General features: G+C 67.4%; 16 protein-coding genes and 1 pseudogene. 8 read left to right on the top strand and 9 right to left on the bottom strand.

What is annotated here, in order from left to right:
• Positions 1 to 87 precede the first annotated feature (87 nt).
• Positions 88 to 2,331, bottom strand: coding sequence for a glycosyl hydrolase family 95 catalytic domain-containing protein (locus GNX95_RS21355; protein ID WP_222853797.1), 2,244 nt, complete (start codon positions 2,329 to 2,331; stop codon positions 88 to 90).
• A gap of 13 nt (positions 2,332 to 2,344) precedes the next feature.
• On the bottom strand, positions 2,345 to 4,168 hold the full coding sequence (locus GNX95_RS21350; protein WP_163509163.1) for a glycoside hydrolase family 97 protein: 1,824 nt from the start codon (positions 4,166 to 4,168) through the stop codon (positions 2,345 to 2,347).
• Positions 4,169 to 4,360: 192 nt separating this feature from the next.
• On the opposite strand from GNX95_RS21350, the gene GNX95_RS21345 reads away from it, so the two are divergent.
• Positions 4,361 to 5,266, top strand: coding sequence for an SDR family oxidoreductase (locus GNX95_RS21345; RefSeq protein WP_163509162.1), 906 nt, complete (start codon positions 4,361 to 4,363; stop codon positions 5,264 to 5,266).
• Positions 5,263 to 5,994 (top strand): enoyl-CoA hydratase/isomerase family protein, encoded by a 732-nt coding sequence (locus tag GNX95_RS43330; RefSeq protein ID WP_163509161.1) that lies wholly within the window; start codon positions 5,263 to 5,265, stop codon positions 5,992 to 5,994. Before GNX95_RS21345 ends, GNX95_RS43330 begins: the two co-directional genes overlap by 4 nt.
• 9 nt (positions 5,995 to 6,003) lie before the next feature.
• Here the strand turns inward: GNX95_RS43330 and GNX95_RS21335 are convergent.
• Positions 6,004 to 6,831 (bottom strand): annotated as a pseudogene (locus tag GNX95_RS21335) (DMT family transporter); the annotation flags it as partial.
• Positions 6,832 to 6,902: 71 nt separating this feature from the next.
• On the opposite strand from GNX95_RS21335, the gene GNX95_RS21330 reads away from it, so the two are divergent.
• A complete protein-coding gene (locus tag GNX95_RS21330; protein ID WP_163509159.1) occupies positions 6,903 to 7,445 on the top strand; it encodes a CGNR zinc finger domain-containing protein in 543 nt (180 codons plus the stop codon).
• Here GNX95_RS21330 and GNX95_RS21325 read toward each other — a convergent pair.
• Entirely contained in the window at positions 7,442 to 7,720 is a 279-nt protein-coding gene (locus GNX95_RS21325; RefSeq protein ID WP_163509158.1) for a DUF2277 domain-containing protein, read from the bottom strand. The two genes, GNX95_RS21330 and GNX95_RS21325, sit on opposite strands and share 4 nt — an antisense overlap.
• 386 nt (positions 7,721 to 8,106) lie before the next feature.
• Here GNX95_RS21325 and GNX95_RS21320 point away from each other — a divergent pair, with 386 nt between their 5' ends.
• The 3 genes from GNX95_RS21320 (at position 8,107) to GNX95_RS21310 (ending at position 11,069) form a co-directional block, all read left to right on the top strand.
• The gene (locus tag GNX95_RS21320) at positions 8,107 to 8,388 is read left to right on the top strand and encodes a hypothetical protein (protein WP_222853796.1); all 282 of its coding nucleotides are present in this window, start codon (positions 8,107 to 8,109) and stop codon (positions 8,386 to 8,388) included.
• Positions 8,385 to 10,019, top strand: coding sequence for an amidase (locus GNX95_RS21315; protein WP_163509157.1), 1,635 nt, complete (start codon positions 8,385 to 8,387; stop codon positions 10,017 to 10,019). The genes GNX95_RS21320 and GNX95_RS21315 overlap by 4 nt, the downstream gene beginning before the upstream one ends.
• Positions 10,020 to 10,307: 288 nt before the next feature.
• Positions 10,308 to 11,069, top strand: a complete 762-nt coding sequence (locus GNX95_RS21310; protein WP_163509156.1) for a hypothetical protein — start codon at positions 10,308 to 10,310, stop codon at positions 11,067 to 11,069.
• Here GNX95_RS21310 and GNX95_RS21305 read toward each other — a convergent pair.
• The gene (locus GNX95_RS21305) at positions 11,056 to 11,226 is read right to left on the bottom strand and encodes a hypothetical protein (RefSeq protein ID WP_163509155.1); all 171 of its coding nucleotides are present in this window, start codon (positions 11,224 to 11,226) and stop codon (positions 11,056 to 11,058) included. The genes GNX95_RS21310 and GNX95_RS21305 overlap by 14 nt on opposite strands.
• A gap of 158 nt (positions 11,227 to 11,384) precedes the next feature.
• A complete protein-coding gene (rnhA, locus tag GNX95_RS21300; RefSeq protein ID WP_163509154.1) occupies positions 11,385 to 11,840 on the bottom strand; it encodes a ribonuclease HI in 456 nt (151 codons plus the stop codon).
• A 136-nt stretch (positions 11,841 to 11,976) separates the two neighbouring features.
• Here rnhA and GNX95_RS21295 point away from each other — a divergent pair, with 136 nt between their 5' ends.
• Together GNX95_RS21295 and GNX95_RS21290 are read left to right on the top strand one after the other, a co-directional pair.
• On the top strand, positions 11,977 to 13,710 hold the full coding sequence (locus GNX95_RS21295) for an ABC transporter ATP-binding protein (protein WP_163509153.1): 1,734 nt from the start codon (positions 11,977 to 11,979) through the stop codon (positions 13,708 to 13,710).
• Positions 13,707 to 15,683 carry an ABC transporter ATP-binding protein gene (locus GNX95_RS21290; protein ID WP_163509152.1) on the top strand — a complete coding sequence of 659 codons (1,977 nt, stop codon included), beginning with the start codon at positions 13,707 to 13,709 and terminating at the stop codon, positions 15,681 to 15,683. The genes GNX95_RS21295 and GNX95_RS21290 overlap by 4 nt, the downstream gene beginning before the upstream one ends.
• A gap of 610 nt (positions 15,684 to 16,293) precedes the next feature.
• Here the strand turns inward: GNX95_RS21290 and GNX95_RS21285 are convergent.
• The 3 genes from GNX95_RS21285 to GNX95_RS21275 form a co-directional block, all read right to left on the bottom strand.
• A complete protein-coding gene (locus tag GNX95_RS21285; protein WP_163509151.1) occupies positions 16,294 to 16,929 on the bottom strand; it encodes a class I SAM-dependent DNA methyltransferase in 636 nt (211 codons plus the stop codon).
• Between the two features lie 55 nt (positions 16,930 to 16,984).
• Positions 16,985 to 19,762, bottom strand: a complete 2,778-nt coding sequence (locus tag GNX95_RS21280) for an AfsR/SARP family transcriptional regulator (RefSeq protein ID WP_163509150.1) — start codon at positions 19,760 to 19,762, stop codon at positions 16,985 to 16,987.
• Positions 19,763 to 19,848: 86 nt separating this feature from the next.
• On the bottom strand, positions 19,849 to 22,887 hold the full coding sequence (locus tag GNX95_RS21275) for a glycoside hydrolase family 38 N-terminal domain-containing protein (protein WP_163509149.1): 3,039 nt from the start codon (positions 22,885 to 22,887) through the stop codon (positions 19,849 to 19,851).
• Position 22,888: the final 1 nt, after the last annotated feature.

The following is a 22,888-nucleotide window of genomic DNA, read 5'->3' as shown; positions in this document are numbered from 1 at the left end:
TAGAGCGACAGACACCGCCTCGTCGTCGTACGCCAGCGCGATCCGCACCTACGTCGCGGGCATCGACCGACGTCATACGAAAGTATGCTATGGCAGTCCCCACGGTTGCGACGAACCACTCGGAGTCACCGGCGTGACACGGAAATCCGGCCGGTCGCCGGCGCGACAGATGTACGCGTCCTGGCCGCGACGAAGGTCGATGGCCAGCGTGCCGTTTCCAAGATCATGCGAACGGAGTTCGCGACCGGCGTCGTCGCGTACGGTCAGCGGTCCCGCGATTCCTGGCCGTACGACACATGGCGCACCTGCTTCGCTGTGCAACCGGACCCAACGCGTGACGCCGCCGCTGCGCACGGCACTAAGCAGAAACGCGCCTTGCGTGCGGAAGTCGCGCACCGCGATGTCCGGCCAACTCGCCGGCACGGCCGGAAAAACCCGTACCACGCCGCCCCAGCTCTGGCAGATCATGTCGTGGATCGACTGCGCCGCGGACAACGGCGTCTCGATCACCGGCCCCGACTCCTTGTACATCGTGTTCGGCTGTACGAACAACCGCAACAGATCGCCCAGGTAACCGGCGGCCACGTCACCTCGCAGCATCTGCGCGGAAATCGAGGCGGCTCCGGTGTAGGAGTAGCCCTGCAGGGCGCCGGTGAAGGAAATCCAGTGGTTCAACGACGTCTCGATGAGCGTACGTTGTGACGGCTGTTCCCAGTTCACCAGATAAAGCGGATAGACCGAGAGCATGTGCGAATAATGCCGATGCGACTTGGCAAAAGGCACACCGGCTCCGATCATGAATCCGTTGGCGTCGACCGGATACGGCGCCAGCTTCGCCAGCACCTCACGCCAGCGCTGCGCCAGTGGGTCGTCGGCGGCAGACTCCAGGAGCGTCTGGCATCCCCATCGGATCAACGAGAGGTCATAGTTGCAGTCCGGAGCGTCGACACCGTATTCGGGCGAGAAGGTCGCCGGCAGGTGCAAGAATCCGTCCGGATCCGGCGAAAGGAAATGCAGGTAGTAGTTGACTGCCTTGCGCAGCAACGGAACGACGACCCGGTGCAGGATGGACGCGTCCATCGTGTGTCGATAGGACAGCCACACGTTGTGCAGCGCCCAGGTCAGGTTGCCGACCTCCGGCGTCGGCGGATCCTGGCCGGGAATGCCGACCGCGAAACCGCTCGTGCCCGAGCCGGCGCCGTTCAGCAGCGTCATGTCCGTCGTCCGGGGAATCCCGGCCGAATCGGCCCGATATGGCGCGGCGAGCTGCGAGGACAGCCTGTCGGCATAGCGATGCAGCGCGTACGTCACGGCGTCCAGCTCCAGGTGGTTGGACCCGTGGATCAGCCAGTATTCCAACTGTACGTTCAGGTTCCACCAGGTCGCCGGCCACGGCGTCGGCTCCAGCCACGGCCCGCTGGTGGCCATCACCGGTGCCTCGCGGCGTGCCGCCGAGGCGACCTTGTAGAGCTGGATCCAATAGAAACTCTGCAGCCGCTGGTCCGGAATGGACAGGAAACTGCGCCGATAGTACGCACGCCACCAACGCCGATGGTCCAGCGCCAACACGTCGAACGGAAGGCTCGCGGATCGTACGGCCCGCAATGCCTGCCAGGTGGCGGTACGGTCCGGATGCGACCAGGCGACCGCCGCCGTCAACGTACGCACGCTGCCGCTGATGTTTTCCCGCCACGCCGTCGCATGTTCACCACCGGCCAGCAGCGGTTGCGTGGCCAGCGAACAGTCGCCGCTGGAGGACAGGACCGGCGCCGGATTGGGCAGATAGCCGGCCGGCGGCGGTTTCCCGAAAACCGGATCGGCGCGCGGACTCACGGCTTCCAACGGGTGGAACGTCCAGCGGAAGTCCCGCTCGCCGGCCGTTGCCTGCGTCCGGATGCTGAGCACCGACCGTCCACTGTGGACGATCGCACGCAGCGAGATGCTGCCGGCGGCCGTGACGATCGTGCCGCGCAGCTCGGCGTTCCACAGGTCCAGCCGCCAGTCGATCGAGGTGATCGCGCCGACCGGTTCCAAGGTGAAATAGCCGATCGGCAGCCGCGCCAGGCCGAAAAGCGAGCCGAACTCCGGACGGTGGTCCTGCACCTGGCTGTGCTGCACGTTGAACCGGATCGCGTTCGCGCCGGGCTGGGCGTAAATGCCGGAGCCAAGGAATCCGTTGCCAAGAAACGGTCCCTCATACCAGGTCTTCGGCATCCGGCGCCAGCGCAGATCGCAGGTGCCGAGAAACGACTCCCAGTCGATGTCAGCGGTGGAGCCGAAAGACAGCAGCGGTGCGCTGAGCGCGGCTCCGAGCACGGTCCTGCGTCGCATGTCTGCCCGACTCCTAACGATCGCAGCTGGTCAGTCCGGGACGCCACCGGCAGGCGATGGCCGCGAACCCGCCGTCTTTTTCCACCGGTACGGTCAACGTTTGGCCGGACCACATGACGTGCCGCTCGCGCACCAGGCCATCGCGCACCAGGTCGACCAGATAGAGGCCGGCACCGAGCCGCAGTGGCACGGAGACCGTACGCGCGGCGCCGGAGAATCCGCCGCCGATGAACCAGCGGTCGCCGGAGCGGCGCGCCATCACCACGTCCTGACCCGGATCGCCGGCCAGCAACCGCGTCTCGTCCCACGCCGCCGGCACCTGTTCGAGGAACCGTCGTGCCTCCGGCCGCGCGTCGTAGGACTCAGGTGTGCCGGCATAGTCCTGAAAACCCGACTCGAAGAGCACCGACAGCGCCAGCTCGTGCGCGTCGGTCGTCGGCCGTACGTCTCGATGGAACGCCTCCGGTGTGTAGTCCATCGAGCCGATGACGTTGCGAGTGAACGGCAAAGTGGTCAGCAGGGACGTGGTGACGTCCTTCTTTTCCTGACCGTGTACGCCTTCCATGCTCATCACGTTGGGCCAGGTGCGCTGGATGCCATGCGGCACCGTCGATCCGTGGAACAACACCATGAGATGGTTGGCGGCCAACTCCGGCAGCACCTGGTCATACCAGCGCAGCCGCTCCTGCGCCTCGGAGTCCATGAAGTCGATCTTCAGACCCTTGATCCCCCAGGCGGCCAGCGTCGGCAGCCACTGGGCGCGCTCCTCCGGCGTGTCCAGCTCGCGGAAATGAATCCACACGAGGATCTGCACGCCGCGTTGTCTGCCGTATTGCACGAGTTTGGGCATCCAGCTGTCGGTTTTCCAGTTGGGGTCGGGTGTTTCCCAATGGTCGGGCAGGTAGTACCAACCGGCGTCGACCATCTCGTACGGCCAGTGGCGCGCCGCCGCGTAGTCGACGTACGCCTCCTGTTTCTCCAGGCTCTGACCGGCGCCGCGGCCACCGGCCAGCCACGTCCACAGCACCGGACCCGCGTGAATCCACGACGTGTCGGCGATCTTCGCCGGCGGCGCCAGGTCGTCGGTCAGCGTCGACGTGGTGACGGTGGAAAGATCGCCGACGATCATCGTCCGCCACGGCGTCGCCAGCGCGCCGTCGACCGAAACGACGTCGTCCCACAGCTTGACTCGGTAGGTCAGCTCGCCGGTCTGATGAACGAGCCGAGCGACCGAATAGCGACCGTCGACGTCCGACTCGGCGAGCAGCAGATAGGTCGGCCCGACCTTGAACAGCGCCGGTTGGCCGAACTCACCGGTCGCCGCGCCAGCCGCCGTGGTCGGCAGATATGCGTTTTCGTTGTCCTTGCGATAGGCGGCGAGCCAGGCCGAGCCGTCGTTCGGAATCGTGAACGCCGACTTCTCGCCGGTCACGTTTCCGGCCCCTGCCGGCAGTTCGTAACGATACGCGACGCCGTCTCGGGAAACACGTACGACCAGATTCATGCCTGTGAACGAAAAACGTGCCTCGCGCATGATCACCGTACGCACCGACGACTTGCCGGTCGTCATCCGGTAATGCTCGACCACGACCCGGTCGCTGCGCCGGACGAACCGCAGGTCGGGATCTCCGCCGGTGGTCACGATTCCGAGCGGACTCGGCGCGAGAACCGTTTGGTTGCCGCGAAACACCGCGAGCGAGAGCGCCGCGCCATCGAGTCGTAAGACCGCGCGGGGACTGCCGGGAGCGACACCGGTAACGGTCCATGACGACTCCGCGGCCTGCGCGGGAGTCGCGAAACCCAAGATCAGAAGGAAAACGACAAGCAGCCGGAACATCCACGCCTCCCCCGAAAACCGTTCCCATATGAGAATGGTCTCTGAAACAGGAAATAGGATTCGGCGCAGACCGTACGCGTCGTTCTTTTCCACGGTCAAGTTATCTGTCTCGATGTGGCCGGCCGGCCAACCGGGCAACGTTCACGGATGTCCCGCGGCGGCGCCACGCGCTAGGAAGGAAGCATGATGGAGGTGACACGGAGAGAGCCGGTCCTGGTCGTCGGCGCGACCGGCAGCGTCGGTCGTGCGGTCGTGAAGGCGTTGTTGGCGCGCCGAGCGACCGTACGCGTCCTGGTCAGGGATCCGGCGAAGGTCGCCGAGCTGCCGTCGTCGGTGCAGCGGCACATCGGCGACCTGCGCTTCGTCGATGGACTGCAGGAAGCCCTGCTCGGCGTCGGCGCGGCGTTCTACGTGTCGCCGCACGATCCGGAGGAGATCCGGCTGGCCAGCACGTTCGTACGCGCGTGTGAGGCCGGCGGCATCCGGATAGTCTTCGCCGGTGTGCACCTGACCGGCCGGCACGACCTGATGCGACTGCTGAAGCGAACGGCGTTTTCGCTCGCGCTTCCGCGCTATCGCGGCAAACTGCGAGTCGGTGAGCTGATGGCCAACTCGACGACCCGGCCGGTGGTGCTCGCGGTCAGCAACTTCATGCAGAACGACGAGGTCTTCCTGGAGGACATCCTCGGTGGCGTGTTTCCCGAGCCGCTGGCCGCCGCCGGGGTCAACCGGGTCGACCTGCGCGATGTCGCGGACATCGCCGCCGACGCACTGCTTCGGCCGCGTTTTCCGGCCGGCGCGTACCCGGTCGTCGGACCCGCCTCGCTCAGCGGCGTGGACTGCGCACGGCACTGGTCGCAGGCGCTGGACCGGCCGGTGCGCTACGGCGGCCACGACCGTGGCTGGGAGGCCGTCTATCGGCGGCGGCTGTCCGGCCCGAAGCTGGACGACTGGATCAGCACGTTTCGGGTGCTGCGACGCCACGGTCTCGCCACGTCCGACGACGCGCTCGCCTGCACCACTGGTCTGCTCGGCCGGATGCCGCGCTCCTACGCGACGTACGTGCGGGACATCACCACCGCGATAATGGCCGGGTGATCGAGACTTCTGAGCAGGATGGCGTCGGTGTCCTGACCCTGGCGCGCGGACCGGTGAACGTGCTCGACCTGGAGGTCCTCACCGCGCTGCCGAACGCGCTGGCCGCCGTCGAGGCGCCGGCCGTGGTCATCACCGGCGCCGGCAGGTGCTTCTCCGCCGGTGTCGACCTGAAGCGGATCGTCGACGGCGGTCCGGCCTACGTCGCGGAGTTCCTGCCGGCGCTCAGCGACGCGCTCTACGCGCTTTTCACGTATCCGAAGCCGGTTGTCGCGGCCATCAACGGCCACGCGCTCGCCGGCGGCTGTGTGCTCGCCGCCGCCTGCGATGTCCGGCTGATGTCCAGCGGCACCATCGGACTCACCGAGCTGGCCGTCGGCCTGCCGTTTCCGCCGGTGCCGCTGGAGATCATGCGGCACGTGGTCGGACCGGTGGCCTCACGGATGGTGCTCGTCGCCGGCCGGCTGCAGGCCGCCGAAGCGGTGCCGATCGACCTGGTCGACGGCCTGGTTTCGGCCGACGAGCTGCTGCCGGCGGCCGTCCGGCAGGCCAGGCAGCTCGCCAGCGTCCCCGCCGACGTCTACGCCTTCAGCAAGGACCAGTTGCGGCGGCCGGCCCTGGAGCGGATCGCCGCGACCCGAGCGATGGATGACGCGCGTACGGTCGCGATGTGGAGCACCGATCGCGCGCGCGACGAGCTTCGTGCCGTGCTGGCCAACCTCGGCAAGTGACACCAGCACTCCGGCGAGGATGAGCACCACGCCGGCCAGCTGCCAGCCGGACGGGTTCTCGCCGAAGGCCACTGCCGCCAGCACGACCGCGCCGGCCGGCTGGAGCAGCAGCAACGCGCTGGTCAGCGCGGCCGGCACCCGCGGCATCGCGCCGGTGATCAACAGCCAGCCGACCACCTGCGAGACCAGTGCCAGCGCCGCCAGCCAGGCCAGCGACACCACCGGCCGCGGACCGAGATGGAAGCCGGGCAGCACCGCGGCCAGCACGGCGGAGCCGGCGGCCGCGCCAATCGTGACATCGAACAGCGGCCGCACCGGATTGCCTCCAGTGCTTGTTTTTCGCAGCACCAGCAGGAAAACGGCGTAGAGCGCCGAGGTGGCCAGGCCGAGGAAGACGCCGAGCACCGGCTGGTCCCCGTACGCGCCGCCGCCGACCACCCCGGCGACGAGTGTCGCGCCAGCGACCATGACCGGAATCGCGACGAACAAGCCCGTCCCCGGACGCTCGCGGAGAAACCGCCAGGCGATCAGGCCGACGATGACGACCTGCAGGTTGTCGAGCACGGTCGCCAGGCCAGCGCCGACCGCCTCGATCGTGTATGCGGTGAGGACCAGTGTCGCCGCCAGGATCAGGCCGGCACAGCGCGCTATCCATCGCTGGCTGGCCGGCAGCTTCGGACCACCGGTCAGGAAGGCGATCAACGCCAGCGGCGGAATGGCGAACAGGCAACGAAACAGCGCCGCCGCCGTCGGCGACGCGTCGGACAGCCGGATCAGCACGGCCGACGACGCGATCAGGATCGCGCCGGCCAACACCGCGAGGGTCGCTCGGTTCATGATCGGCTCCTGTCATGACCGTCCGGCTGTTACGCTCGTGACAGTACGGCAGGCGATGCTCAGGAGTCAAGATGGATTTCAGTCATGACACGCGTACGGCTCTGACAGAGGCGACCGCGCTGGTCAACACCAGGTTGAACGGTGTCGATCGGCTCACCGATCTGACCGAGCTCGGCGAGTTCCTGGCCCGCCACCGGCCACGCGCGCACTGGGCCCGCACCGATCGCGAGCTGCAGGCGATACGGCGCATACGCGGCCGGTTTCGCGCACTCTGGGAGGCCGCCGACGACCTGGCGGCGGCCGAGATCCTGAACGACCTGTGGCGCGACGCGCGCGCTCTTCCTCGGCTGGTCAGGCACACCGAAGGCCAGTGGCACGTACACGCGACCGACGAGGACGCGCCGCTCGACCGCCGGATCGCCGCCGAGGACGCGCTCGCGTTCGCCGATCTCATCCGCTTCCAGGAGTTGGACCGGCTGCGGCACTGCGCGTCCGACGACTGCGATGCCGTACTGATCGACATGTCCCGCAACAAATCCCGCCGCTACTGCGACACCGGCAACTGCGGCAACCGCGCGAACGTCGCCGCCTATCGCGCTCGAAAACGCGGTTAGCTCTTCGCGGCGCGCGCGGCGATCCTGGCCTGGACCTCCGGCCGGCGCAACGGCGGCACGGTCGTCGGCGGATTGCGGCGCGCTGGCAGCACCTCCAGGAGTTGCGTGGTGGCCGCGGCGACGGCGGCCACCGCCTCCTCGAAGGCGTCACGCGTCTGGTCGGTGACACTCTGTACGCCGCTGACCTTGCGGACGTACTGGCGCGCCGCCGCCTCGATCTCCTCAGTGGTCGCGGCCGGCTCCAGGCCACGCAAGGTGGTGATGTTTCGACACATGCCCCGATCGTAGGCGGAGTATTGCAGCCGCGGGCGCCTCAACTGAGCCCGGCCCGGCGAGCGGTCACAACGGCATTACTGGCCTCGGCAGTCACACCTACCACAGGGGCCGGCGGTCACGCAGGCGTGAAGGCCTCGTTTCGTGTATCTAGCGCCAGTAACTCGACATTCACGCCTCCGCTAAGCCTGACAAGGCAGGCATTTAGCGTTACACGCATCGGGACTCTCCGCGGGCACAGACGACTGCTCGCCCGAAGCGCATCAGCAAGGGAAATCTGACAGTCTCCGGCTGTCAGCTCGCCGTCACCCTCGACATCGCGCCCGACAAAGCGGAAACTGCTGCTTTCCGTGGTACGCGGACAAACTCGACGTAGAGGAGTGTTGCGGTGACAGTTGGTCCAGCCGACCTGAGCACCGACCAGCTCAATGCCTACATCACGGCCAAACTGGTCATCTCCGGGATCGACCTCGCGTCGTTCCCCACCGCGCCGGACCCGGTTTCCGGTGCGCCGACACAGGAACAGGTGCTCGCCGCGCTGCGGTCGTTCATCCTGTCCAACCCCGCGGCGATCAACCGGTGGCGGCCACCGGCGCCGGATCCGATGCTCAGCCAGATGCTGGCGCCACCGCTGGAGTATCCGTCGATCAGTGAGGCGTGGACGGCATGAGCCAGCGCGAGGTCAACCGGCGCGTCTTCCTGGCGCGTACGGCCGCGGTCACGGCCGGCGTCGCGGCGGCGAGTTTCGTCGATGTCGCAGCCGAAGCGGCGCCGCGGCGGCGGACGATCCCGGACGTGCCGGTGCGTACGGAGGCGGCCGCGGACCCGACCGAGGTCACCATCGCCGAGGCGGTCACGTTGATGCGCCGAGGAAAACTCACCGCCACCGGGCTCACCGAGGCCTACCTCGAGCGGATTTCCCGGTATGAGCCGACTTATCAGGCTTACAACGCGATCCCGAGCGAGGCCGCGCTGGAGGCGGCGCGCCGGCAGGACCAGCGGCGCACCGGACCGCTCGGCGGCATCCCGTTGTGCATCAAGGACAACTACTACACGGCCGGTGTGACCACGACGGCCAACTCGTTTGTTTTCGCCAGCTTCGTCCCGCCGTACGACGCGACCTCGGTCGCGAGGCTCACCGCCGCCGGCGGCATCGTGCTCGGCAAAGGCCAGATGGGTCCGCTGGCGACGACCCGCGCGACGACGCCAAACGGCACGATCACGACGGTGAACGCGTGGACACCGACCGATGTGACGGTCGATCCGGGCGGCTCGTCGACCGGTCCCGGCTGCGCGGTGGCCGGCCGGATGGCGACCTCGTCCATCGGTACGCAGACCGGCGGCAGCATCGTGAACCCTTCGATGGCACAAAATCTCACCGGTCTCAAGCCGACGATGGGTCGTACGTCGATCTATGGCGTCATCCCACTTTCGTACACGCGCGACCATTCCGGTCCGCTCGCGCGCGACGCGCTCGACGCCGCGATCATGCTGTCGATCATGGCCGGGCCTGACCGCAACGACGTGCGTACGCTCGGACTGCCGCCGGTCGCCGACCTGATCGGCGCCGCACTTCCCCGCCGCGACGGGACAAACCGCGTCGTCATGCGCCGTCCGACGCGCATCGGCGTGCCGCCGGACTATCTGGCCAGCTCCACGCCGGCCGACATTCTGGCTCTGCGCAAAGCATTTCTGACCACCATGGCGGCGATTCCCGGCGCGCGGCTGGTCGATGTCGGCTATCCGGACGACTGGAGCCTGCTGACCGGCGTGTTCAACAACGTACGCCTCAGTGAGCGCGCCGAGCAGATGTTGCCCTTCCTGCAACAGGATCCGACGCTGCTCGGTGTCTCCTCGATTTCCTGGCTGCAGGGGTTGTTGCTGTCCGGCGACGAGTGGATCACCGGCCAGCGCGCGAAAAACCGGCTGCTGCGCGAGATCCTCGACGGCGTGATGGCGCACTGCGACGTCGTCCTGCAGACCAGTCCCAATCCGTTCGACGCGGTCGGGCTGCCCGAGCTTGGCCTGCCGATCGGTTTCCACGCCGTCGGCGCGCATCCGAAGGTGCCGGTCGGCACGATCGTCGGCGGCCGGCCATACGAGGAGGACCGGCTGCTGGAGATCGCGGCGGCCTATCAGTCGCTCACCGACTGGCACACGCAACGGCCGGCCGATCCACCGGCGGCCGCCGCTTCCGGCGACCTGCACCGCCGGGTCGCCAAGGCCGCCGGCGCGAAGCCGACCGACCGCGGCACCGTACGACGGCTGACGCCGGAACAAGTCGCCGCGCAGTCCGCCTGACCGCTGGGTCTGTTTCGAACTCCCACGTGGATGAGAGTCGAGACCAAACGTCATCTGGCGGTGCGCCGGGACCGCCCGGCGTGGCAGCGCCACGTGGGCGGTTTCGCCATGCCCAGCAGTCACGCAGGCGTGAGAGCCTGCCAGCCATCGGGCGTCCAGTGGCGCGGAACCAGTCACCAACCCAGAGGTTGAAACTCAAGCCAAGTCCCGCCGTACGTCCAGCTGCGTACGGCGGGATACGGCGGCGACCTCACGACAGGGCGCGGACCAGCCCCGATACTCGTCGGCATGACCACGATGGCGCTGCAGAAACAATGGGACCGGTCGGCCACCGTCGACCGCGTCGCGTACGCGATCGGCGTCGCGCTGATCGCCTCCGGCCTCGTCCACCTCGCCTATCTGCTCGCCACCGGCGGCAGCTGGGACGGACCGCTGTCATTCCGCAAGCCGACGACTTTCGGCCTGTCCTTCGGTCTCACGCTGATCACCGTCGCCTGGGTCGCGACCTACATCCGGATGGGTCCGCGGGTCCGTACGCTGCTGATCGGCGCGTTCTCACTCGCCTGCGTCACCGAGGTCGCGCTGGTCACGACGCAGGCCTGGCGCGGCGTGCCGTCGCATTACAACCTGGAGACGCCGTTCGACGGGGTCGTGGCGCGTACGCTCGCCTTCGGCGGTGGCCTGATCGTGGTGGTCATCGCGAGCCTGACCGTGCTGGCGTTCCGGATGGCGGCGCAGACCGCGCCGAGCATGCGGCTGGCCGTACGCACCGGCCTGCTCACCCTCAACGCGGCGCTGCTGATCGGTGCGGCGATGATCGCCAAAGGGCTGATCCTGGTGTTCCAGGGCCAGCAGCAGGCGGCGTACGCGACCGGCGGCTGGCTCAAGCCCGAGCACGCGGTCACCATGCACGCGGTGCTGGTGCTGCCGGCTGTGGCGTGGTTGCTGACCTTCACCAAGCTGCCGGAGCGGCGGCGCGTGCAGATCGTCTGGCTGGGGATCGGCTGCTATGCCGTCGCCGCGGCGGTCTTCGTCCTCATCCTCCAGTGATGGAGCGGAACCAGTCCCAGACGGACTCGAAGGTGGTGGATGGCAGCTGGCGTATCACCATCACCGCCATGCCGACGAAGATCACCAGCAGCGCGAGGGTCATCAGCGGACCACCGCGCCGGGAGGGATACGCCGGCCGGCGCTTGCGCTGATTCACCGCTCGTTCCCCCTCTCGGAGGTCGCTGGGGACGCTCGCCAGCGCGTTCCGCGGGACGGAAACGCAGGCCAGCCGCGGATGGCGCTGATCCACCAGATTACCGTTTCCGGTTTGCGAAGGCGCATCGGTTCACCGAACGGTGACCGAGAGTGACTGCCCTATCGCGCGGCGGCGAGTGCCTCATCGAGGCCGCGGTTGGCCAGCTGGTCGGCGCGCTCGTTCTCCGGATGGCCGGCGTGGCCCTTGACCCAGTGCCACCGTACGTCGTGCCGCTTGACCGCCTCGTCGAGCGCGCGCCACAGGTCGACGTTCTTGACCGGCTTCCTGGCGCTGGTCTGCCAGCCGTTGGCCTTCCACTTCGGCACCCATTCCATGATGCCGGTGCGGACGTACGTGCTGTCGGTGTAGAGCTCGACCCGCGAGCGCCGCTTCAGCGCGCCAAGCGCCTCGATCGGTGCGGTCAGCTCCATCCGGTTGTTGGTCGTGGGGCCGACGTCCCCGCCGAACAGCTCCTTCTCGACGGCGCCGTAGCGCAGCACCACACCCCAGCCGCCCGGTCCCGGATTGCCGCGACAGGCGCCGTCGGTGTAGATCTCCACGGGCGCTTCGTCCATGCCAGCAACATACCGCCGCGATTTCTCCACCAGCCGAACCAGGGTGGCGGCAAATCTGTTGCGGCGGATGTCATGATGGACTCGGTCGACTACCTAGCCGGCCGGTAAGGAGTCCTAGAATGAGAGAGCTCGTCCCGTGCTGATACGACTGTTGCGCGACTTTCTGCGGCCATACCGCGCTCCTTTGGCGCTGGTGGCCCTCTTTCAACTGGTCCAGACTTTGGCCGGACTTTACCTTCCGACCCTGAACGCCGACATCATCGACAACGGTGTCGTCAAGGGCGACATGGGCTACATCCTGCGGATCGGCGCGGTGATGCTCGCCGTCTCGCTGGTGCAGATCGCCTGCTCGATCGGCGCGGTGTTCTTCGGCGCGCGTACGGCGATGGCGCTCGGCCGCGACATCCGCGCCGGCATCTTCCACCGCGTACAGTCGTTTTCCGCGCGAGAGGTCGGAAACTTCGGCACGCCGTCGCTGATCACGCGCACCACCAACGACGTCCAGCAGGTGCAGATGCTGGCACTGATGACCTTCGTGCTGATGGCGTCCGCGCCGATCATGTGCATCGGCGGCATCATCATGGCGCTCTACCAAAACGTACAGCTGTCGTCGTTGTTGGTTGTCATCGTGCCGATCCTGGCGGCCGCGCTGGCCTGGATCATCTCGCGGATGCGGCCGCTGTTCCGCAGGATGCAGGAACGCATCGACAGCATCAACCGAGTGCTGCGCGAGCAGATCGCCGGCATCCGCGTCATCCGCGCGTTCGTCCGCGACACCCGCGAGCGTGAGCGCTTCGGCACCGCCAACACCGACCTTTTCGACGTGTCGCTGGGCGCCGGCCGGCTGATGGCGCTGATGTTCCCGACCGTCATGCTGGTGATGAACCTGTCCAGCGTGGCGGTGCTCTGGTTCGGTGGCCACCTGATCGCCTCTGGCCAGCTGCAGGTCGGCGAGCTGACCGCGTTTCTGTCGTATCTGCTGCAGATCCTGATGTCGGTGATGATGGCGACCTTCATGTTCATGCTGGTGCCGCGCGCCGAGGTGTGCGCCGAGCGGATCACCGAGGTGCTCGACACCGAGAGCAGCGTGCATCCGCCGGACGAGCCGGTCTCGGCGGTGCCGACGCACGGTCAGCTCGAGCTGCGCGAGGTCGAGTTTTGCTTCCCCGGCGCGGAAAAGCCGGTGCTGCGCGGTGTCAACCTGCTGGCGCGACCCGGTGAGGTGACCGCGGTGATCGGCAGCACCGGCAGCGGCAAGACGACGTTGCTCAACCTCGTCCCCCGGTTGTACGACGCCACCGGCGGCCACGTGTTGGTGGACGGCATCGACGTACGCCACCTGGATCCGGCGGTGTTGTCCCGGACGGTCGGTTTCGTGCCACAGAAGCCATATCTGTTCACCGGGACGGTCGCCTCCAACCTGCGCTATGGCAAGCCGGACGCGACCGAGGAGGAGATCTGGCACGCGCTGGAAGTGGCGCAGGCCAAGTCTTTCGTCGAGCAGATGCCGGACGGCATCGAGTCGCCGATCGCGCAGGGCGGCACGAATGTCTCCGGCGGACAGCGGCAGCGGTTGGCCATCGCGCGTACGCTCATCAGCCGGCCGGAGATCTATCTGTTCGACGACTCGTTCTCCGCTTTGGATTACGCGACCGACGCGGCGTTGCGTGCCGCGTTGGCGCGTGAAACCGCCGAAGCGACGGTGGTGATCGTCGCGCAGCGCGTCAGCACGATCCGTACGGCAGACCGGATCCTGGTCCTGGACGACGGAAAAGTGGTCGGCGCCGGCACGCACCACGAGCTCATGGAAACCAACGAGACGTACCGGGAGATCGTGCTCTCCCAGCTCACCGAGCAGGAGGCGGCATGACCACCATCCAGGGCGAGAGAGCCGTACCCAAACGCGGACCCGGTCCGGCGCCGACACCTGGCCCCGGCCGCTTCATGAGCGGCATGTCGACCGAGAAGGCGTTGGATTTCAAGGGATCCGGCCGGCGGCTGCTGAAACTGCTGAAGCCACAGCGTCTGCTCGTCGGCGTCGTACTCGCGCTCGGCGTGATCAGCGTCGCGTTGACCACCGTAGGACCGAAAATCCTCGGCGCCGCGACCGACCTGATCTTCGCCGGCGTCGTCGGCAGCCAATATCCGGCCGGCGTGACCAAGGCACAGGCGATCGCCGGTCTGCGCCAGCGCGGCCAGGGTCAGCTCGCCGACCTGCTCGGCTCGGTGAACTTCGTGCCGGGCCACGGCATCGACTTCGGCGCGGTGGGCCAGGTGCTGCTTTTCGCCACACTGCTGTACGTCGTCGCCGCCGTGCTCGGCGTTTTCCAGGGGCGGCTGACAACCACCGTCGTCCAGCACGCGGTTTTCGATCTGCGCGAGCAGGTGGAGCACAAGTTCGCCCGGCTGCCGCTGCGGTATTTCGACCAGCAGCCGCGCGGTGAGGTGCTCAGCCGCGTCACCAACGACATCGACAATCTCCAGCAGTCGCTGCAGCAGGTGCTGAGCCAGGTCGTCACCTCGTTGTTGACGATCGTCGGCGTACTCATCCTGATGCTCATCATTTCCCCGCTGCTGGCGGTGATCGCGGTGGTGACCGTACCGATCTCGATCTTCGTGGCGGCACGGATCGGCAAGCGCGCGCAGCCGCAGTTCATCAAACAGTGGGGCACGACCGGCCGGCTGAACGCGCACATCGAGGAGATGTACACCGGCCACTCGCTGGTCAAGGTCTTCGGCCGGCAGCAGGAGTCGGCGGAGACTTTCGCCAAGCACAACGAAACCCTGTTCAACGCCAGCTTCCGCGCGCAGTTCATCTCCGGACTGATCCAGCCGGCGATGATGTTCATCGGCAACATCAACTACGTGTTGGTGGCGGTCGTCGGCGCGCTGCGGGTCGCCTCAGGCGCGCTGTCGCTCGGCGACGTACAGGCGTTCATCCAGTATTCGCGCCAGTTCACCCAGCCGATCACGCAGGTCGCCAGCATGGCCAACCTGATGCAGTCCGGCGTCGCCTCTGCCGAGCGGGTTTTCGCCTTGCTGGACGCCGAAGAACAGGACCCGGATCCGGTTACGCCAGTGGAGATGGGCAAAACCCACGGCCGCGTCGCGTTCGAGCACGTGTCCTTCCGTTACCAGGAGGACACACCGCTCATCGAGGACCTGTCGCTGGTCGTCGAGCCGGGCAGCACGGTCGCCATCGTCGGACCGACCGGTGCCGGCAAGACCACGCTGGTCAACCTGCTGATGCGGTTCTACGAGATCACCGGCGGCCGGATCACCCTCGACGGCGTCGACATCGCCACGATGACACGCGAGGATCTGCGCGCCAAGACCGGCATGGTGCTGCAGGACGCATGGCTTTTCGGTGGCACCATCGCCGAAAACATCGCGTACGGCTGCGCTTCAGCCACCCGCGAGGAAATCGTGGCGGCGGCACGCGCGACACATGTCGACCGGTTTGTGCGTACGCTGCCAGACGGCTACGAGACGATCATCGACGAGGAAGGCACCAGCGTCAGCGCCGGCGAGAAACAGCTGATCACCGTCGCACGCGCCTTCCTTGCCTCACCGGCGATTCTCATCCTGGACGAGGCGACCAGCTCGGTCGACACCCGCACCGAGGTGTTGATCCAGCGGGCGATGAACTCGCTGCGGAAGGGCCGTACCAGCTTCGTCATCGCGCACCGGCTGTCCACCATCCGCGACGCCGACGTGATCCTCGTGATGGAACACGGCAGCATCGTCGAGCAAGGCAGCCACGAGGAACTTCTCGCCGCCGACGGAGCGTACGCGCGGCTTTATGCGGCTCAGTTTGCGCAGGCTGTTGCGGAAGTCGAGTAATAAGGCGAAAGACGGCTGGAGGGGTCTCCAGCCGTCTTTCGCTGTGTGGTCCGCTTTTTGGTGAGGTGGTTGGGTTTCTGTTGATTGCGTCTCTTGATTGTTGCGTCAGGGGGTGGTTGGTTTTTCGCCTGCGCGGCGGGCGCTCCTGCGCGGAGGGCGACCTCAAGGGAGGGGGCGCGTGGATGCCAATCGGTGTGCATGGAGGTGCGGGCGGGGGTTGCGTGCGGGGCTGGGTTTTCCGGGCTTGCTCGGTCATGTTTTGGAAGCAACCTGTCGGGATGGACGCCAAACGATCGTGCTGTAGCGGCTGACTGCGTAATACTTGTTTAACAAGACATCAAAACGGACATTTGCTGCAGCACAGCAGTCACAACTGCGTTGTCGGCCTCAGTAGTCACACCCGTCACAGCCTCCAGTGATCGTGGCGGCGTGAAAGCCTTGTTTCTTGCGTCCAGCGCAAGTAACTCGACATTCACACCATTTGCGACCTCCCAGCCGGACATTTAGCGTTACAGGTGCTATGGATTCCCATATGGCGGACCTTCTCGCCACTTACCGGGACGTCATCGGCCAAGGCGCCGTCGCGGCAAGCGACGAAATCGTCCAAAAATTAGTCGGTGCCGAGAGTGGCGAGCAGGAATGCCTGTGGCATCGGTTCCCAGCCGATCGGCTGGCGGATGGTTTGCGCGACCATCGCGAAACCGGCCTCCACCAACTGGTCGGCGACCCGCTCCGGTGGCAGGCGGTGGGCGTCGTACGAGAGATTGTCGTGGCCGTATGCCGCGGTGACGTGGCGCGTCTCGTCACCGACGTGGAAGGCGAGCAACAGGAAACCACCTGGCCGCAACACCCGGCGGAATTCCAGGAAAAGATCCGGATGCAGCGCCGGTGGCACGTGAATGATCGAATACCACGCGACCAGGCCGGCCAGGCCGGCGTCCGGCAGGTCGAGCGCGGTCATCGTGCCGACCTCGAATCGTAGGCCAGGATAGCGTTTCCTGGCCTGCGCGATCATCTCCGGCGACAGGTCGATGCCGGCGGCGTCGACTCCGAGCGCGTCCAGATGCGCGGCGACGCGGCCCTGTCCGCAGCCGACCTCGACGACCGGCCCACCACCGGCGACCTCGGCGAACAGGCCGAGCACCGAGCGCTCGACCGGCCGGTTGGGCAGGTCGTCCTCGATGAACTCAGCATAGCTCTCGGCAACGGTGTCGTACGCGATGCGGGTCGTCTCGAGGAAGGACACAGGCTCTCCGTTTCTGTTGGGCCTCAACGATTACTCGAGGCTCAACAGATCCGCGTCAGCGACACGCGGTCAGCAGCGCGGCCTCCACCTCGGCGGCACGGACCGGGTCCACCAGCCGGAACAGGCCGGCCGCCGCCTGCCAGTGATCGCTGCCGGTGTCCGGCTCGTCACGTGCGTACGCGAGCTCACCGAGCGCATAGCGCGTCGTTGCCTCGCCATGACGATCACCGACCGCGCGCCGCAATCGCAGCGCGCGGCGGAAACATCGCTCGGCGTCACGCAGCCGGCCGAGATCCAGATGGGCCTGTCCGAGGTCGTGCAGGACCCACGCCTCACCGTGCGCCTCGTTCAGCTCACGCCGCACCCTGATCGACTTTTCGTAATATTCGAAGGCTTCCGGATAGAGCCGGAGGTTGCGATAGGCCTCGCCGAGGTTGTGCAGCGCGATGCCTTTCCCCCAGGAGTCGTCGATCTGGTCGGCGACCGCGATGGCCTGGTGGAAGTACGGGATCGACTGCGCCGGCCGGCCGGCCTTGCGCAGCGCGACGGCCAGGCCGGTGAGCGCGATCTCCTCGGCCCACGGATCGCCGATCTGCGGCCAAAGTCGCAGCGCCAGCCGCAGGCAGCCGATGGACCTGCCATAGTTTCTCAAGTCGCTGTAGGAAAGCCCGAGCGCGGTGAGCGAGCTGGCTCTGGCCAGCCGGTCACCGATCCGGTTGGCCGCGGCCAGGCCGATGTGCGCCATCTCGTTGAGTTCGGCCGCGTGGTTGTTGCGGTAATAGAAGGCAATGCTGGCGATCGGCAACCGCCAGACGACTTCCCACAGCCCGAGCCGCTCTGCCTCGCGTACGCCGGCCAACAGGTTGGCGCGCTCCGCCTCGTGCCACCGTACGGCGTCGGTGACACAGCCGAAGACCACCGGTGGCCGAGCCGGATCGGCGCCGGTCAGGTGCGGCCGCGGCCGGCGCGGCATGATCAGCCGGTCGACCGCGTTGGCCGTCCGCACATACCAGGTGAGCAGCCGCTCCACCGCCGCCGCGCGATTTTCCTGAGTTTCCTCGGCATTGGCGCAGTCCTGCGCATACGTGCGGATCAGGTCGTGCATCCGATAGCGGTCCGGACCGCATCTTTCCACCAGGTGCGCGGAAACCAACAGCTCGACCGACTGCCGCGCGGCCTCCTCGTCGGTGCCGGTCAGCGCGGCGATGGCCGGCAGCGCGATGTCGGTGCCAGGAATCGCACCCATCAAACGGAAAGTGCGTTGCTCGCGGACGCGGCACGCGCGATATGACAGGTCGAAGGCCAGCTTCACGCCGGCATGTTCGTCGCCGGTCAGCTGCAGCGTCCGCAGCGGGCCCGCGCTCACCTGCTCGTTGAAACCGGAGATCGTGCTGTAGGGATTGTCGTGCAGATTCGCCGCCGCGATACGCAAAGCGAGCGGCCAGTGATCGCACAGCTCGCACAGCCGGTCGACGGCATGTGGCTCGGCGGCGGCGCGGTCACCGAGTACGGCGCCGATCAGCCGCCTGGACTCCGCTGGTGCCAACCGGTCCAGCGCGAGCCGGTGCGCACCGTGTTCGACGACCAGGCCGGTCAACCGGTCGCGGCTGGTGATCAGCGCCATGCTGCCGGTGCCGGCCGGCAGCAGCGGCCGCACCTGCGTCGCACTGGCGGCGTTGTCCAGGAAGACCAGAACCTTCCGGTTGGCAAGGAAAGTGCGATAGAGGTTGGCTGCTTCCTCCTCGTACGGTGGAATCTGGTCCGGCGTGGCGCCGAGCGAACGCAGCAGGCTGGCCAGCGCCTGCCACCGCGACACCGCCGGCGACGGCGAATATCCGTGCAGATCAAGGTAAAGCTGGCCGTCCGGGAAACGCGCCGCGATCTGGTGAGCCCAGCGCGTGGCCAGCGCGGTCTTGCCGAGTCCGGCCGGACCGACGATCGCGACCAGCGACGGACCACGGCCGGCCACCTCGTGCAGGTGCCGGTCGAGCTCGGCCAGCGCCTCCGTACGCCCGACGTACGAGCCAGGTGCCACCGGCAGCTGCGCCGGCGCCAAAATCCGCTCGAACGACTGCCGTCGCGCCGGCTGCTCCACCTCGTCGCGCAACATCGCCTCGTGCAGCGCCCGCAGTTGCGAACTTGGTTCGCAGCCGTATTCCTCGATCGACACCGTACGCCAGGCCAGATAAGCCGCGAGCGCGTCGGCCCGCCGGCCAGAACGATAGAGCGCGGTCATCAGCGATCCGCGCAGCCGTTCGCGCAGCGGCTCGGCCGCGACCAGCTCGGACAGCTCACCGACCAGCTCGGCGTGCCGGCCGAGGATCAGCTCGGCGTCGATCCGGTCCTGCAGCGCCAGCAGCCGCGACTCCTCCAGCCGGGTCGCCGCGGCGCGTACGCTTTCGGCCGTCACGTCGGCATATGCCGGGCCGTGCCAGTGATCCAGCGCCGCGCGTAACGCCGCCGCCGCCTGCGCCGCGTCGCCGGCCGCCAGCAGCGCCCGCCCCTGCGCGACGCCGGCCGCGAACAGCTCCGCGTCGACTTCGCCGCCGTCCAACAGATATCCGTTGGCGGTCGTGACGATGCCGCCGGCGAGCAGCCGCCGCAGCGTCGACACATGGCCGTGGAGCTGCGTTTTCGCGGATGCCGGCACCCGGTCACCCCACAGCTCGAACATGATCCGGTCCACCGACACCGACCGGCCGCGCTCCAACAGGAGCAGCGCCAGCACGGCCCGCCGCTGCGCGCCGCCAGGGGCTCGCGCGACTCCTCGCACGTCGATCGACAACGGTCCCAGTACGCGAAAGAACAGCTCGCGGTTGTGGTCCCCGCTCACGCGTGACTCCGTCTTCCCCTGCCCGGGGGCTCCGACTTTACTCTGCCTTAAGTGTCGTCGGGGTGAAAGACGGCAAAAACAATCGGCTAATCGGACAGTTCGGCGAGGATCGCCGAGGTGGACAGTGGCGGCAGCGACACCGACAGGCGACCGTCGCTCGCCTCGATCGGCGCGCCGCTGGCGCCCAGGTAACTTGCCTCGTACGCTGCGCGAACACCGAACCCGAGGGTCACCGCGACGGTGGTCGGCTCCTCCGCGAAGGACTGCAGGCGCAGCAGCACACGACCGTCCGACGGTATGGTCAGGCCGACCAGCCGGACGCGCGTGTCGTCGATGCCGACCAGCGAGAAGTCGGCCGCCGCGCTGGCCGGACCGGCGGCGCGTACGGCGTGCAGCGGCCGGCTGCCGGCCGCCGACACGTGGTGACCGCGCACCTGGCCGCCGACCGCGACGCTGTAGCGGAACACCATGTCGAAGGCCTGCTGCGACGGAAAGTTGGTGTCCCACAGGTTGTTGTGGACCCAGGAATAGAGCGTGGCCGGCTGGTCCGCCGGCAACGTCGGCGGAAACGGCGCGTACGGCAGCGCGATGTTGCCGACCTGCAGCAACGGAGCGTCCTGCGTGGCCCAGGCGGCGGTCGCGTCACCGGATCGTACGGTGACCCAGCGCCGAACGGCTCGCATGTGGTGCGCCGATCCCGGCACGACCGGCAGGCCGGTGCCGGTCACGCCGCCGGTCGCCTCGGCCCGCAGGACCGGATCGGACGCGGCGAACGGAAAGGCGAAATACGCGCTTTCCTTGACCATTGTGGCGTTCTTGGCGATCCGGTTTTCGATGTCCAGCCGGGCGATTCCCGCCGGCAGCCGGAAAGTCGTCGACAACCGTCGCGTACCCGGCGCCGTCGACTGGATCACCAGCTCCGAGCCGGTGGCACTGGACGTGTGCGACACCAGCGCGGCATGCTCGGCGACGCCGCGCTCACCGAGCAGGTTCAGCGCCTCGTCCGCCTCCGTACGGCTGGAAAGATGGTTGAATCCACCGGTCGACGCATAGCGGTCATAGACGTAGGCGTTGAAACCGACCAAAGAATCCCGGTCGACCCATTCGCGGCCGGTCGCCTTGTCCACAATGGACGACACCGCGGCGGTGGCCAGATCGACCTCCACACGCAGAAACTCGTTTTCCATGACCGTGCCGGCCACCGCCGAAGCCGGTTCCGGCTGCTCGTCAGCGGCGAGGACGTCCAGCCGTACGGCGCCGACTGACGGCACGTCGTCGACGCGTACGAGCAGAAACCGGCCGGCGTCGCGGTGGTTGGGGTTGGTCTGTGGTTGCTCGTCATGCGGCAGGATGGCACCGCTGCGTCCGTCTCGCACCCGCACCGGCGCGTCCAGTGCGGCAACGGATTCCGGCAGGAACGCGCGTACGATCTCGGTGCGCTGCCAGGAACACGTGTTCACGACCCAATAGGACAGCAGCGCGTCGGAGTCGGACGGCAACCGGCTGCCAAGGCGCGCGCCAGCGCGGTCGAGCAACGCCAGCGCGTCGTCGTGTGCCGCCAGCGCCTTCGAATACTTCCAGTGCCACTGTTTTTCGCCCGAGTCGCCACCTTCCTCGCCGTCGGTCCACGGATCCGAGGCACCCCAGGTGTGTTCGTCGAACAGTGACATGTTTTCGTAGATGTCCCTGGCGTCTTCAACGCCGGCGGCGCCGTACACAGTGGCCAGCGCCCCAACCGTCTGGGCGTCGGCGACGGTGGCCTGCGCGCGCCGCGTCAAAGCAAGCGGTCGCGCGCCGGAGCCGACGCCGTCGACCCACCAGTCCGACCAGTCGCCGGTGAAGGTCTGGATCGCCTCGCCCAGCCGATTTTCCGCGTCCACGAAGAAATCCTCGTTACGCGAGAGCCGCAGCCGCGGATAGGCCCAGGTCTGGTTCCACTGCCTGACCGTCTCGGCGATGATCCGCCGCGGTGGCGCGTTGTCGGCGAAATGTCCCTGGATGCGCAGGTGCAGGATGTCCCACGGATACGGCTCGCGCTCGCTCGGCGCGGAGGCCAGCGGCCAGCCGAAAACCCCGCCTTCGTACGGATAGGGCTTGCTGGCCAGCGACGTGAGATAGGCCGGCAGCAGGTCGTCGACCAGCTGGTAGTTGGTGTCGAAACCGAGCATCGGACCTTCCATGTAGGCCAGTCCGTGCGGGGTGTCGGTCACCCACACCAAAACGCTCGAGCCGGCCGGCGTACGCCACCGGAACAGCCGCGGCAGCCGGTCGCCGCCGACCAGATGTGGCACCGACCGGCCGGCCCAGTTGTGCGCGACCGACAGATATCGGATGCCGTTGCTGGCCAACACGTCCGGCAGTCCGACGACGGCTCCTGGCACGTCGGTCTGCATCGCGGAGGAAAACCGTATGCCGTGTTTGTCGGCCACCTCACGAGAAAGCCGCAGCAGCTCGTGCAGCTCGTCGGTGGAGCAGGTCTCGGTGTGCAGGTTGAACGGCATCGCGGTCAGCTCGATGCGGCCTTGCCGTACGCGCTCGAAAAACTCCTCCACCTGCGCCGCCGGCCGCGCGGTCGTCCACTGGCGCAGCGACCAGAGAGCCTCGACACACCAACGAAACCGTGCGTCGTCCGGCCAGTCGTCGGTGCTCCTGGCCAGATCCAGGCACGAGTCGAGAAAAGATTGGTGCTCATGCAGCACGGTGCCTTGCGGATCGGTGTAACCGATGTCCAGATGCGAATGATGGATCAGGTGGATCGTCCACTGCCGCTGCGGTGTCACGGTCACGCAGACGGACTCGCCGCCGAGCTCCGGGAATGCGAACGACAGCCGCTGGGCAGCGTCGACGGCCGGCACCAGCACGCGTACGCCCGCCGGTCCGTCGATCACCGAGGCTGCGACCGCCTGCCCGCTCTCGGTGCGTACGTCCACCCGGGAAACCTGGGCGTCCAGCCGGATCGACTGCAGCAGGCCGCCGTTTCCGTCGTCCTTGAGCAAAGGCTCGACGTACGCGCGGACTTTCCGGCCGCCGACAACGGCTTCGGCGGCGACCGTGGAGTCGCGCAGGCTGGTGCGGACCCGGTCGGCGTCCCAGACGGACGCGCGGACCAGCGAACGGGTGGTCATC

The organism is Fodinicola acaciae, from assembly GCF_010993745.1.
Taxonomy (GTDB): domain Bacteria; phylum Actinomycetota; class Actinomycetes; order Mycobacteriales; family HKI-0501; genus Fodinicola; species Fodinicola acaciae.
The sequence above is the reverse complement of the archived record's forward strand: the minus strand, read 5'-3'. Positions and strand labels throughout refer to the sequence as shown.